The organism is Pseudomonas peradeniyensis (assembly GCF_014268935.2).
Classification (GTDB): domain Bacteria; phylum Pseudomonadota; class Gammaproteobacteria; order Pseudomonadales; family Pseudomonadaceae; genus Aquipseudomonas; species Aquipseudomonas peradeniyensis.
The window spans coordinates 984359-996651 of sequence record NZ_JABWRJ020000003.1 but is presented as its reverse complement, the minus strand read 5'-3'; the positions used below and the strand labels follow the sequence as shown (position 1 = coordinate 996651).

Here is a 12293-nt window from a genome sequence, read left to right as displayed (position 1 = left end):
CCCTCTCAGGTTCCCGATTGCCGCTGGGGCGAATCCCGCCCACTAAAAAGGCGCGCGGCCAAACCGTCCACCCTCCTGAGGAGGGCAAGTCCGGCTTGCCCGAGCGCCTGGCGACTCTCTGAGCTTAGCGCAGAAAATCAGTGGTGATGACCACCTTCACCGTGGATGTGACGGTGAGCGATCTCTTCTTCGCTGGCGTCACGCACGTCGACAACCTTGACCTTGAAGTTCAGGCGCTGGCCGGCCAGCGGGTGGTTGCCGTCGACGGTGACGTCGTCGCCGTCGATGTCGCGGATGGTGACGATCTGCATCTGGCCGTCCGGCGCCGAGGCGTGGAACTGCATGCCGACTTCCAGTTGGTCGACGCCTTCGAACATGCTGCGGTTCAGGGTGCTGACCAGTTCGGCCGAGTACTCGCCGTAGGCTTCTTCCGGTTCGATGGCAACGGTCAGCTCGTCACCGGCCTGCTTGCCTTCCAGGGCTTTTTCCAGGCCCGGGATGATGTTGGCGGCACCGTGCAGGTAGACCAGCGGCGCACCACCGGCGGAGCTGTCGATGACCTCACCAGCGTCGTTGGTGAGGGTATAGTCGATGGAGACAGCCTTGTTGGCGGCGATCAGCATGGGGCAAGACCTTTTGCAAAAGAATGTAGAACGGACAAGTGTAACCAACGCATCGACCGATTGCGAACGCGACTCGGACCAAGGGCCGCCCATCAGTCGGATCACCGGCTTCCACCTCGACGAAGAGGGCCACTGGGTGGTCGAGCTGTCCTGCGGCCATACCCAGCACCTGCGCCACCAGCCGCCGTGGCAGGCGCGGCCCTGGGTGCTCGATGCCGACGAGCGCGCCCGGCGCATCGGCCAGGTATTCGCCTGCGGCTGGTGCGCGCAGGGGGCGGTTAGCGATACCCTTGGCCGCTGAATTCCTTGCACCGCTTATTTCGAGAAGCACGCATGCAGACATTTTTCATCGCGCCGACCGACTTCGGCGTCGGCCTGACCTCCATCAGCCTGGGCCTGGTGCGCACCCTGGAGCGCGCGGGGCTCAAGGTCGGTTTCTTCAAGCCGATCGCCCAGCCGCACCCCGGCGACACCGGCCCGGAGCGCTCCAGCGAGCTGGTCGCCCGCACCCATGGCATCAAGCCGCCCACGCCCCTGAGCCTGGGCCATGTCGAGCGCATGCTCGGTGACGGCCAGCTCGACGAGCTGCTCGAGGAGATCATCCGCCTCTACCAGCAGGCCTGCGTCGGCAAGGACGTGGTGGTGGTCGAGGGCATGGTGCCGACCCGCCATGCCAGCTATGCCGCCCGGGTCAACCTGCACCTGGCCAAGAGCCTGGACGCCGAGGTGATCCTGGTATCGGCGCCGGAGAACGAGGTACTGAGCGAGCTGTCCGGCCGTGTCGAGCTGCAAGCCCAGTTGTTCGGCGGCCCGCGCGACCCGAAGGTGCTCGGGGTGATCCTCAACAAGGTGCGCACCGACGAAAGCATGGCCGACTTCGCCACGCGCCTGCGCGAGCATTCGCCGCTGCTGCGCGGCAACGACTTCCGCCTGCTCGGCTGCATCCCCTACCAGGCCGAGCTCAACGCCCCGCGAACCCGCGACGTGGCCGAGCTGCTCGGTGCCCAGGTACTCAACGCCGGCGACTACGACCAGCGGCGCATGAGCAAGATCATCATCTGCGCCCGCACCGTGGCCAACACAGTGCCGCTGCTGACCTCCGGCACCCTGGTGGTGACGCCGGGCGATCGCGACGACATCATCCTCGCCGTGTGCATGGCCGCGATCAACGGCGTGCCCCTGGCGGGCCTGTTGCTGACCAGCGACAGCAAGCCCGACCCGCGCATCCTCGAGCTGTGCCGCGGCGCCCTGCAGGCCGGCCTGCCGATCCTGTCGGTGAGCACCGGCTCCTACGACACCGCCAACCAGCTCAACTCGCTGAACCGCGAGATCCCGGTGGACGACCGCGAGCGCGCCGAGTTCATCACCGACTTCGTCGCCAGCCAGCTGGACGCCGCCTGGCTGCACCAGCGTTGCGGCACGCCACGGGAACTGCGCCTGTCGCCGGCGGTGTTCCGCTACCAGTTGATCCAGCGCGCCCAACAGGCCAACAAGCGCATCGTCCTGCCGGAGGGCGCCGAGCCCCTGCTGGTGCAGGCCGCCGCCCTGTGCCAGGCCCGTGGCATCGCCCGCTGCGTGCTGCTGGCCAAGCCCGAGGATGTGCAGGCCGTGGCCCGCGCCCAGGGCATCAGCCTGCCGCCGGACCTGGAGGTGCTCGACCCCGAGCTGATCCGTGGCCGCTATGTCGAACCGATGGTCGAGCTGCGCAAGAGCAAGAACCTCAACGCGCCGATGGCCGAACAGCAACTGGAAGACCCGGTGGTGATCGGCACCATGATGCTGGCCCTCGGCGAAGTGGACGGCCTGGTCTCCGGCCTGGTGCACTCCACCGCCAATACCATCCGCCCGGCCTTGCAGCTGATCAAGACCGCGCCGGGCAGCAGCCTGGTGTCATCGGTGTTCTTCATGCTGTTCCCCGACCAGGTGCTGGTCTACGGCGACTGCGTGATGAACCCGCACCCCAGTGCCGCGGAGCTCGCCGAGATCGCCCGGCAGAGCGCCGAGTCCGCTGAATCGTTCGGCATCGCGCCACGGGTGGCGATGCTCAGCTACTCCAGCGATTCGGCGGCCAGCGACGAGGAGGTCGAGAAGGTGCGCGAGGCCACGCGCCTGGCGCAACAGGCCGAGCACGACCTGCTGATCGACGGGCCGTTGCAGTACGACGCCGCCGCCAACCCCGAGATCGCCCGGCAACTGGCGCCGTCGAGCCCGGTGGCCGGACGCGCCACGGTATTCGTGTTCCCCGACCTGAACACCGGCAACACCACCCACAAGGCGGTGCAGCGCAGCGCCGACTGCGTCAGCCTCGGGCCGATGCTGCAAGGGCTGCGCAAGCCGGTCAACGACCTGCCCCGTGGGGCGCAGGTGGACGATATCGTGCATACCATCGCGTTGACGGCGATCCAGGCCAGTACCGAGCGCTGAAAACAGATGGGGCCGCTACGCGTCCCTTCGCGGGTAAACCCGCGAAGGGCTGCGAAGCAGCCCCATCGGTTCAGAACTACAAATTATGGATACTGCTGCACAGTCCCCTGCTGGTCATACTGCTGACCCGGGATCGGCTTCAGGTTGACCTCGACCCGGCGGTTCTGCGCACGGCCATTGGCGTCGGCGTTGCTGGCGATCGGTTGGTCCGGCCCCATGCCACGCACGCTGACCCGCGACGAATCCACGCCTTGGGAAGTCAGGTAGGTACTGACCGCCTGGGCACGGCGTTGCGACAGGTCCATGTTGTGCTGGCGGCTGCCGGTGCTGTCGGTGAAGCCCACCACCTCGATGGTGTTCTGGTTGAACTGCTTGAACGAGTTGGCCAGGTTGTTCAGCGGCGAGTAGAAGCTTGGGGAAATGTTCGCCGAATCGGTGGCGAAGGTGATGTTGCCCGGCATGATCAGCTTGATCTGGTCGCCCTGGCGCTGCACCTCGACGCCGGTGTTGGCCATCTTGGCCCGCAGCTCGGCTTCCTGCTTGTCGGCGTAGTAGCCGTAGCCGGCGGCGGCGGCGCCCACCGCGGCGGCGCCGATCAGCGCGCCCTTGCCGCGGTTGTTGTGATCGATGGCGGCACCGGCGATGGCGCCGGCCAGCGCGCCCAGGCCACCGTACTTGGCGGTCTTACTCATCCCTGTGGAGCCCTGCGCCTGGCCCTGGTTGTCATACGGGTTGGGGCTGGCACAACCGGACATCAGGGCTGCAGCGGTAGCGACGATAATCAGACGACGCATGGTGAACATGGACAAGCTCCTACTGAAATTCAAAAGTGCAGCGGATCGCCTACGGATCTATGCCAGCCTTGGATTGCAGCGCAGCGGAAAAATTCCATGAAACCTCAGGCACGCACGAACGGATTCTCGCGCATCTCGTCGCCGAGGCGGGTGTCCGGGCCATGACCGGTCACCACGATGGCTTCCTCATCCAGGCGGTACAGCCGTTCCTTGATGGAACGAACGATAGCCCGCTGATCGCCACCCCACAAATCGGTGCGCCCGACGCCACGGCGGAACAGGGTATCGCCGGCGATCAGCAACTTGTGCTCGGCGAACCAGAAACTCATCGAGCCCGGCGTATGCCCTGGGGTGTGCAAGGCCACGCCGCAACCGCAGGCCAGCTCCTCGTCATCGCTCAGCCAGCGATCCGGCGACGGCACCGGCGTGTAGGGCATGCCGAACATCTGGCACTGCATTTCCAGGTTTTCCCACAGCGGCTGGTCGGCCTTGTGCAGGTGCAACGTGGCACCGGTCAGTTCCTTGAGCTTGCCCGAGGCGAGGAAATGGTCGAAGTGAGCATGGGTGTGGATGATGCTCACCAGGGTCAGGCCGTGGTGCTGCAGGCGGGCGAGGATCTTCTGCTCGTCGCCGCCCGGATCGACGACGATGGCCTTCTTGCTGAGCGGGTCGCCGATCAGGGTGCAGTTGCACTGCAGCGGGCCGACGGGGAAGGTTTCACGAATAAGGGTGGGTAATGGGTTCATGTCTACCTGGGAACATCACAGATGACGACCGCTCGGAGTCGCCCTGCGCAATAAGACGGAGGTCCTTTCGATGGTATTGAGGAACGGTCTTCACCACAAGCGGCCGGTCCGAGCCTCAGCCATACAGCAACCGCTCCGCCAACATCTGCGCCACCCTTGCCGGCGAGCGTTTTTCCGCCTGGGCATGGGCGAACACCTCGGTCAGGCGCGTGGGAATTCGCGCCAGGTGCGCGGTGATGGTGCCCACGGCCTCCCCCCGATGGGTCAACGCCACATAGATCAACCCGCCCGCGTTGATCACGTAGTCCGGCGCGTACAGGATCCCCCGACTCTCCAGCTGGTCGGCCACCTGCAACGTGGTCAGCTGGTTGTTCGCCGACCCCGCCACCGCCGCGCAGCGCAGCTGCATCACGCTCTGCCCGTTGAGCACCGGCCCCACGCCACAGGGTGCGAAGATATCGCACGGGGTACTGATCAAGGCCTCGTGGGCCACCGGGTGGGCACTGAACTGCTCCACCGCCAGGCGCACCTTGCCCGGGTCCAGGTCGCTGACCAGCAACTCGGCGCCCGCTGCATGCAGTTGCTCGGCCAGGGCATAGCCCACGTTGCCCAGGCCCTGCACCGCCACCCGCAGGCCCTCCAGGTTGTCGCTGCCCAGCCGGGCCATGGAGGTGGCGCGAATGCCGGCGAACACCCCCATGGCCGCATGGGGCGACGGGTCGCCCGAGGCGGTAGTGCTGGTCACGTAGGGGGTGGACTGGGCGATGCAGTCCATGTCGAGGGTCGAGGTGCCGCTGTCCACCGCCGTGATGAAACGCCCCTGGAGGCTGTCGACGAAGCGGCCGAAGGCCTCGAACAGCGCCGCGCGGTTTTCCACATGCGGATTGCGCACGATCACCGCCTTGCCACCGCCCATCGGCAGCCCGGCCAGGGCCGCCTTGTAGCTCATGCCTTGGGCCAGACGAATGGCGTCGGTCATGGCGCTCTCATCGTCGGCATAGGGCAGGTAGCGGCAGCCGCCCATGGCTGGGCCCAGCTGTTCGCTGTGGATCACCACCACGGCCTTCAGGCCCGTGGGCGGGTCGATGAACAGGTGCAGTGACTGGGCGCGGGTGCTTTGCATGAGCTCGAACATAGACGGGCTCCCCAAAGAGGTGCTGCTACCAGTATAAACAGGTCGAGGCCGGACATCGCACGGGCGGACCACTGGACGAAAAGCCACGCCAGGGCTACAAGTTAAGCGTGATGGAGAGGTCCCATGAACCCACGCCAAGCCTGCCTGGCCTGCCTGGAACGCGAGCCGGTCGCCCTGCTGGAAGCCGCCCTGTGGATCGCCGCCGAGCATGATGGCACTGTCGACCCCACGGCCAGCCTGGCCCGGCTGCACGAACTGCAACGCGACATCAGCACCAGCCTGCCGATACTGCCACTCAACGAGCTGGCCCAGCCCTTGCTGCGCCAGCTCAACGCCCTGGGCTTCCAGCAGGACGAGTACCACCCGCTGCGACCGCAGGCGGCCCTGATGGACAAGGTGCTGCAGCGCCGCCGCGGCCAGCCGTTGCTGCTGGCCATCCTCGCCCTGGAACTGGCGCGTCGTCTGTCGATTCCGCTGGAGGGCGTCAACTTCCCCGGCCACTTCCTGCTACGCGTACCCGGCGCCGATCATCTGCTCGACCCCTGCGGGGGCCGACGTCTCTATCCCAGCGACTGCCGCGAACTGCTCGCCCGCCAGTACGGCCCGCAGATGCCGCTGAGCGCCGAGCACCTGCGCAGCGCCTCGCCGATGCAGATGCTCCAGCGCCTGTCGCGCAACCTGCGCCAGCTGCATACCAGCAACGACAACGACCTGGCCGCGCTGGTCGATGCCGAACGGGTCATGCAACTGGGTCCGGTGCAGGTCAGCGACTACCTGGCCCGCGCCACGCTGTACCAGCACCTGGACTGCCCCCAGGCCGAACGCTTCGACCTGGAGCATGCCCTGCTGCTGACCGACGACCCGCTGCAGCGCCTGAAACTCAGCGAACGCCTCGGTCAGTTGCCCAGCGGCAAGCGCTCAATCCATTAAAGCCTCGGCCTCGACCTTCGGCTCGCGCGGCCGCGGCGCCCGCACCCGGCTGATCAACAACGCCCCCAGCACGGCCGGGATGGCGCAGAAGAAGAAGATCTGTTCCACCGGCATGTGCAGGGTCAGCAGCAGGCTGCCCAGCAGCGGCCCGAGGATCGAGCCGAAGCGCCCGACGCCCAGGGCCCAGCCGGTGCCGGTGGCGCGCACCTGGGCCGGGTAGAAGTTGCTGACGAAGGCATTGAGCGTCAGCTGGCCGCCGATGATGCAGAAGCCGGCGGCGAACACACTGGGCACCAGCCAGCGCGGGTCGTCGTGGTTCAGGCCGACCAGCACACTGAACAGCGCCGCTCCCAGCAGCACGGCGGCCAGCAGATAGGCCTTGTTGGCCATGCGGTCGGCGCACCAGGCCAAGCACACCGCGCCGAAGGTGCCGGCGAACAGGAACAGCGAGGTGACCAGGTTGGCCTGGTTCAGCGCCAGCCCGCTTTCCTGCAACAGCGACGGCAGCCAGCTGATCATGAAGTACAACAGGATCAGGCTGACGAAGAAGGTACCCCACAGCAGCAAGGTCGGCCGGGCGAAACCGTCGCGGAACAACGCCACCATGGTGAGCTTGCTATCCGCTGGCTCATCGGTGGCAACCTGCGCCGCCGGCACCTGCCAGCCCGGCAGCAGGCGGGTGGTAATCCTTTGCAACCGGGCATACGGCGGCGTATCGCGCAGCAGGCGCGGCAGCGACTCGGGCAGGTACAAGGCCAGGAACGGGAACAACAGCAGCGGCGCCACGCCACCGGCAAGGAACACCGCCTGCCAACCGTAATGGTCGATGAAGCCCGCGGCGACAAAGCCCCCCGCCGCGCCACCCAGGGAGAAACCACAGGCCGCCAGGGTGACCATCAGGGTACGCAGTCGAGGCGGCGCGTAGTCGGCCATCAGCGCCATGGCGCTGGGCATGGCGCCGCCCATGCCGATGCCGCAGAGAAAGCGCGCCAGCATCAGGCTGTCGAGGGAGGAGGCGAACACCATCAGCACCGTCAGGCTGGCGTACAGCAGCACGCAGCACAGCAGCACCCGGCGCACGCCGAAGCGGTCGGCCAGTGGCGTCACCGCCAGCGAACCGACCGTCAGCCCCAGCAGGTTGGCGCTGAACACCGGCCCGAAGGCGGCCTTTTCCAACCCCCAGTCCTGGGCCAGTGCGGGGATCACATAGCCCAGCACCTGGGCGTCATAACCATCGGTGACCAACAGCAGGATCAACAGCAGCAGCAGGCGCCACTGATAGGGTGACACCGGGCGCGCGTCGAGCGCCGCGCGAAAGCTGGCTATCTGGTTGTGCATCGCAAGGTCCCTGTCTTTTGTTGTTATGAGTGCAGGTGCGGGCGGTGGCGATCAGTCGGGCGTGTCGGGCTGCCTCGCCGGGTGGGCCTGGTGGAAGGCCGGGTGCTGCTCGGCCAGGGCGGCCACCCGGCGGATGCGCGGGTAGCCGCCGAGGTCGATGTTGAAGCGCTCGGCCGCGTACAGTTGCGGGATCAGGTAGACGTCGGCCAGGCCCGGCGTCGCTCCGAAGCAGAAGCCCTCATCGCCGATCAGTTGCTCCACCGCCGCCAGCCCCTGGCTGATCCAGTGGCCGATCCACTGGTTGACCTGGGCCTCGTCGTGACCCAACTGACGTAGCTGGTTGAGCACGCTGACGTTGTGCAACGGGTGGATATCGCAACCGATGATCGCCGCCACGCCGCGCACCCTGGCCCGGGCTTCGGGCGCACGGGGCAGCAGTGGCGTTTGCGGGAAGGCTTCCTCCAGGTACTCGATGATCGCCGGCGACTGCACCAGCAGCTCGCCGCTCTCCAGGCGCAGGGCCGGCACCCGGCCCTGGGGGTTGAGCGCCAGGTAGTCCGCGCCGCGCTGCTCGCCCTTGAGCAGGTTCACAGGCAGGGCCTGGTAATCCAGGCCCTTGAGCGCCAGGGCGATGCGCACCCGATACGACGAGGTGGAGCGGTAGTAGGTGAACAGTTCCATCGCCCTGCCCCCTCAGTTGGCCGCGACGATGGTGCCGCGGCATTCGCCGAAGCCGATGCTGGCCACGCCCTCGCGCACGCAACGGGCACGCAGGATGATCTCGTCGCCGTCCTCGAGGAACTTGCGCACCTCGCCACTGGCCAGTTCCACCGGGTGCTTGCCGCCCTCGGTGATCTCCAGCAGGCTGCCGAACGAACCCGGCGCGGCGCCCGACAAGGTGCCCGAGCCGAACAGGTCGCCCGGTTGCAGCTGGCAACCGTTGACGCTGTGGTGGGCAACCATCTGCGCCACGGTCCAGTACATGCTGCGGGTGCTGCTCAGGGTGAGGCGATGAGCCGGCAGGTTCTGCTCGCGCATGCGCTCGGTCAGCAGCAGCACCTCCAGTTCGATGTCGAAGGCGCCGGCGGCCTGGTCGCGCTTGTCCAGCAGGTACGACAGCGGCTGCGGGTCACCCTCCGGACGGGCCGGCTGGGCGCAGCGGAACGGCTCCAGGGCCTCGGCGGTGACCACCCACGGCGACACCGTGGTGATGAAGCTCTTGGACAGGAACGGGCCCAGCGGCTGGTATTCCCAGGCCTGGATATCCCGCGCCGACCAGTCGTTGAGCAGGCAGAAGCCGGCCACGTGCTCGGCGGCATCGCCCACCGGGATCGGCTGGCCCATGTCGTTGCCCTGGCCGATCCAGATGCCCAGCTCCAGCTCGTAGTCCAGGCGCGCGCAAGGGCCGAAGCTCGGCTCGGTCTGGCCCGCCGGCAGGGTCTGGCCCTTGGGGCGGCGCACATCGGCGCCGGAGGCACGGATGGTCGAGGCGCGGCCGTGGTAACCGATCGGCACATGCTTGTAGTTGGGCAGCAGCGGGTTGTCCGGGCGGAACAGCTTGCCGACGTTCTTGGCATGCTCGATGCCGACATAGAAGTCGGTGTAGTCACCGATCTTCGCCGGCAGGTGCAGTTGGCATTCGCTGGCCGGGTACAGCGCGGCCTTCAGCGCAGCCTGGTGCTCGCTGCCCTCGCCCAGCAGTGCCAGCAGGCGCTCGCGCAGGGCCACGCGGGCCGCACGGCCGAGGGCGAAGAAGGCGTTCAGCGCGCCACCTGCGGTGGCTTCGACGGCGGCCTTGGCCGCGCCGTCGAACAGGCCGGCGGCCAGCACGGCCTCGAGGTCGAGGATCGCGTCGCCGATGGCCACGCCGCAACGTGGCGCCTGCCCTGGACGGCTGAAGATGCCCAGGGGCAGGTTCTGCAGCGGGAAGTCGCGGTGCCCGTTGGCGTGCTCGACCCAGCTGCGGGCAATGGCGGTGTGGTTCATCGGTTATCTCCGGTTCGGGTTGAAGGTGCTCGGCAAGGTGGCCCAGCAACTATCGTAGTCGGCCTGCAACTGCGGGCTTTCGAGAGCCTGGCGGCTCGGACGCAGCACCTGGCTGGTCTCGAACATGAAGGCCATGGTGTTGTCGATCTTGTGCGGCGCCAGGTCCACCGAGATGGCCTTGTCGCAGGTCTCGGCATCCGGGCCGTGGGCGCTCATCACCCCGTGCAGCGAGGCGCCGCCGGGCAGGAAGCCTTCGGCCTTGGCGTCGTAGGCACCGTGGATCAAGCCCATGAACTCGTTCATCAGGTTGCGGTGGAACCATGGTGGACGGAAGGTGTTCTCGGCCACCATCCAGCGCGGCGGGAAGATCACGAAGTCCATGTTGGCCATGCCGTGAACGCTGGTGGGCGAGGTCAGCACGGTGAAGATCGACGGGTCGGGATGGTCGAAACTGACCGTGCCGATGGTGTTGAAGCGGCGCAGGTCGTACTTGTACGGCACGTTGCTGCCGTGCCAGGCAACCACGTCCAGCGGCGAATGCTGCAGCTCGCAGGCCCAGTGTTCGCCGAGGAACTTCTGCACCAGCTGCACCGGGCCGGTGCTCTCTTCGTAATGGGCGACCGGGGTGAGGAAGTCACGCGGGTTGGCCAGGCCGTTGCTGCCGATCGGGCCGAGGTCCGGGATGCGCAGCGGCGCGCCATGGTTCTCGGCGATGTAGCCACGGGCCTGGGCATCGAGCAGTTCGACCCGGAACTTCATGCCTCGCGGGATCACCGCGATCTCCAGCGGCCCGACTTCGAGCACGCCCAGCTCGGTGGCGATGCGCAGGCGACCTTGTTCAGGCACCAGCAGCAGCTCGCCGTCGGCATTGAAGAACACCCGCTCCATGGAACGGTTGGCGCGGTAGATGTAGATGCTCACCCCGGCCGGTTTCTCCGATGCCGAGTTGGCCACCATTGGCAGCCAGCCATCGATGAAGTCGGTCGGCTCGGACGGGATCGGCTGGGGGCTCCAGCGCAGGCGATTGGGGTTGATGGCGCCCAGCGCGCCGGTCAGCGGCTGGCGCTCCAGGCGCTCGAAGCGCGGGTGCAGCGCCGACGGGCGGATGCGGTACAGCCAGGTGCGGCGCAGTTCGCTGCGGGTCATGGTGAAGGCGGTGCCCGACAGCAGCTCGGCGTACAGCCCGTAGGGGGCCTTCTGCGGCGAGTTCTGCCCGACCGGCAGGGCGCCGGGCAAGGCTTCGCTGGCGAATTCGTTGCCGAAGCCGCTCAGGTACTCGAGTTCAGGGGAAGTGTCGCGGGTCATCGGTGCCTCCGGGCTGCTGGGAGCCGTTGCGGGCAGCTGGCTGCGGGCCCGATCCTGAAACCGGCACCAAGGGCGGCAGCGCGTCTGCATTGTTTTTATCGTAATCAGATTACGAATAACGTAATTTGCCCGCGCGCAGGCGTCAAGCTATAAAGGCGCCACCCCAAGAAATCCGCATAGAAGTCCCCCATGGCCAAAGCCAGCAGCAGCGCCGACAACGGCAAACAGAAGGTCCGCTCGGCGGAAGTCGGCACCGACATCCTCAAGGCCCTGGCCGAGCTCTCCCCCTCCACCTCGCTGTCGCGCCTGGCCGAGCATGTCGAGATGCCGGCGAGCAAGGTGCACCGTTACCTGCAGGCGCTGATCGCCAGCGGCTTCGCCGAGCAGGATCCGGCCACCAACCACTACGGGCTGGGCCGCGAGGCGTTGCGGGTGGGCATGGCGGCCCTGGGCAGCATCGATGTGCTGAAGGTGGCCGCGCTGCCGCTGTCGCAGTTGCGCGACGAGCTCAACGAAAGCTGCTTCATCGCCGTGTGGGGCAACCAGGGCGCGACCGTGGTGAGCATCGAGCCGGCGGTACGGGCGGTGACGGTGGTGACCCAGATCGGCTCGGTGCTGCCGTTGCTGAGTTCGTCCACCGGCCTGGTGTTCGCTGCCCATCTGCCCGAGCGGGAGACCGTGGAGCTGCGCGACCGGGAACTGGCCACGCTCGGCCAGACGCCGGCCGACTATGCGCCCCTGCTGGAGCAGATCCGCCAGCGCGGCCTGCACCATGTGCACGGGTTGCTGATGCCGGGGGTGGATGCGCTGTCCGCGCCGGTGTTCAACGCCATGGGCCAGATCGCCGCGGTGATGACCGTGGTCGGGCCGACCTCGATCTTCCATGCCGACGAGCACGGCCCGGCGGCCCGGCGCCTGCTCGCCGCCACCCAGGCCACCAGCTGGCGGATGGGATACGGCGCGGATCAGTGAAAGGGCTTACAAAGCATTACGGATTTTCACTGCACAGGCT

The 12293-nt window shown here is 67.2% G+C and carries 12 protein-coding genes; 4 read left to right on the top strand and 8 right to left on the bottom strand.

Features of this window, described 5'->3' with window-relative positions; translation table 11 throughout:
* Positions 1-137: 137 nt before the first annotated feature.
* Entirely contained in the window at positions 138-623 is a 486-nt protein-coding gene (locus tag HU751_RS19460; RefSeq protein ID WP_050706853.1) for an FKBP-type peptidyl-prolyl cis-trans isomerase, read from the bottom strand.
* On the opposite strand from HU751_RS19460, the gene HU751_RS19455 reads away from it, so the two are divergent.
* Both HU751_RS19455 and pta read left to right on the top strand, forming a co-directional pair.
* Positions 622-924 carry a DUF3565 domain-containing protein gene (locus HU751_RS19455; protein ID WP_062572837.1) on the top strand — a complete coding sequence of 101 codons (303 nt, stop codon included), beginning with the start codon at positions 622-624 and terminating at the stop codon, positions 922-924. The genes HU751_RS19460 and HU751_RS19455 overlap by 2 nt on opposite strands.
* A 32-nt stretch (positions 925-956) precedes the next feature.
* Entirely contained in the window at positions 957-3047 is a 2091-nt protein-coding gene (pta, locus tag HU751_RS19450; protein ID WP_062364613.1) for a phosphate acetyltransferase, read from the top strand.
* An 83-nt stretch (positions 3048-3130) separates the two neighbouring features.
* Here the strand turns inward: pta and HU751_RS19445 are convergent, their stop codons facing one another.
* The 3 genes from HU751_RS19445 to HU751_RS19435 form a co-directional block, all read right to left on the bottom strand.
* Positions 3131-3850: a YiaD family glycine zipper/OmpA-like lipoprotein gene (locus HU751_RS19445; protein WP_028689530.1), complete on the bottom strand. Its 720-nt coding sequence runs from the start codon at positions 3848-3850 to the stop codon at positions 3131-3133.
* 95 nt (positions 3851-3945) lie between these two features.
* Complete coding sequence (locus tag HU751_RS19440; RefSeq protein WP_050706855.1) at positions 3946-4587, bottom strand: MBL fold metallo-hydrolase; 642 nt, start codon at positions 4585-4587, stop codon at positions 3946-3948.
* 115 nt (positions 4588-4702) lie between these two features.
* Positions 4703-5722, bottom strand: a complete 1020-nt coding sequence (locus HU751_RS19435) for a Leu/Phe/Val dehydrogenase (RefSeq protein ID WP_050706856.1) — start codon at positions 5720-5722, stop codon at positions 4703-4705.
* Between the two features lie 123 nt (positions 5723-5845).
* Here HU751_RS19435 and HU751_RS19430 point away from each other — a divergent pair, with 123 nt between their 5' ends.
* Positions 5846-6652, top strand: a complete 807-nt coding sequence (locus HU751_RS19430) for a SirB1 family protein (protein WP_186735108.1) — start codon at positions 5846-5848, stop codon at positions 6650-6652.
* On the opposite strand, the gene HU751_RS19425 is transcribed toward HU751_RS19430, so the two are convergent.
* The 4 genes from HU751_RS19425 to hmgA are packed head-to-tail and all read right to left on the bottom strand — an operon-like array spanning position 6641 to position 11281.
* Complete coding sequence (locus HU751_RS19425; protein ID WP_186735106.1) at positions 6641-7990, bottom strand: MFS transporter; 1350 nt, start codon at positions 7988-7990, stop codon at positions 6641-6643. The two genes, HU751_RS19430 and HU751_RS19425, sit on opposite strands and share 12 nt — an antisense overlap.
* A 51-nt stretch (positions 7991-8041) precedes the next feature.
* Positions 8042-8671 carry a maleylacetoacetate isomerase gene (maiA, locus tag HU751_RS19420; RefSeq protein WP_186735104.1) on the bottom strand — a complete coding sequence of 210 codons (630 nt, stop codon included), beginning with the start codon at positions 8669-8671 and terminating at the stop codon, positions 8042-8044.
* 12 nt (positions 8672-8683) lie between these two features.
* The gene (gene fahA, locus HU751_RS19415) at positions 8684-9976 is read right to left on the bottom strand and encodes a fumarylacetoacetase (RefSeq protein WP_186735102.1); all 1293 of its coding nucleotides are present in this window, start codon (positions 9974-9976) and stop codon (positions 8684-8686) included.
* A 3-nt stretch (positions 9977-9979) separates the two neighbouring features.
* Positions 9980-11281: a homogentisate 1,2-dioxygenase gene (hmgA, locus tag HU751_RS19410; protein ID WP_050706861.1), complete on the bottom strand. Its 1302-nt coding sequence runs from the start codon at positions 11279-11281 to the stop codon at positions 9980-9982.
* Between the two features lie 189 nt (positions 11282-11470).
* On the opposite strand from hmgA, the gene HU751_RS19405 reads away from it, so the two are divergent.
* Positions 11471-12253 carry an IclR family transcriptional regulator gene (locus HU751_RS19405; protein WP_186735100.1) on the top strand — a complete coding sequence of 261 codons (783 nt, stop codon included), beginning with the start codon at positions 11471-11473 and terminating at the stop codon, positions 12251-12253.
* Positions 12254-12293: the final 40 nt, after the last annotated feature.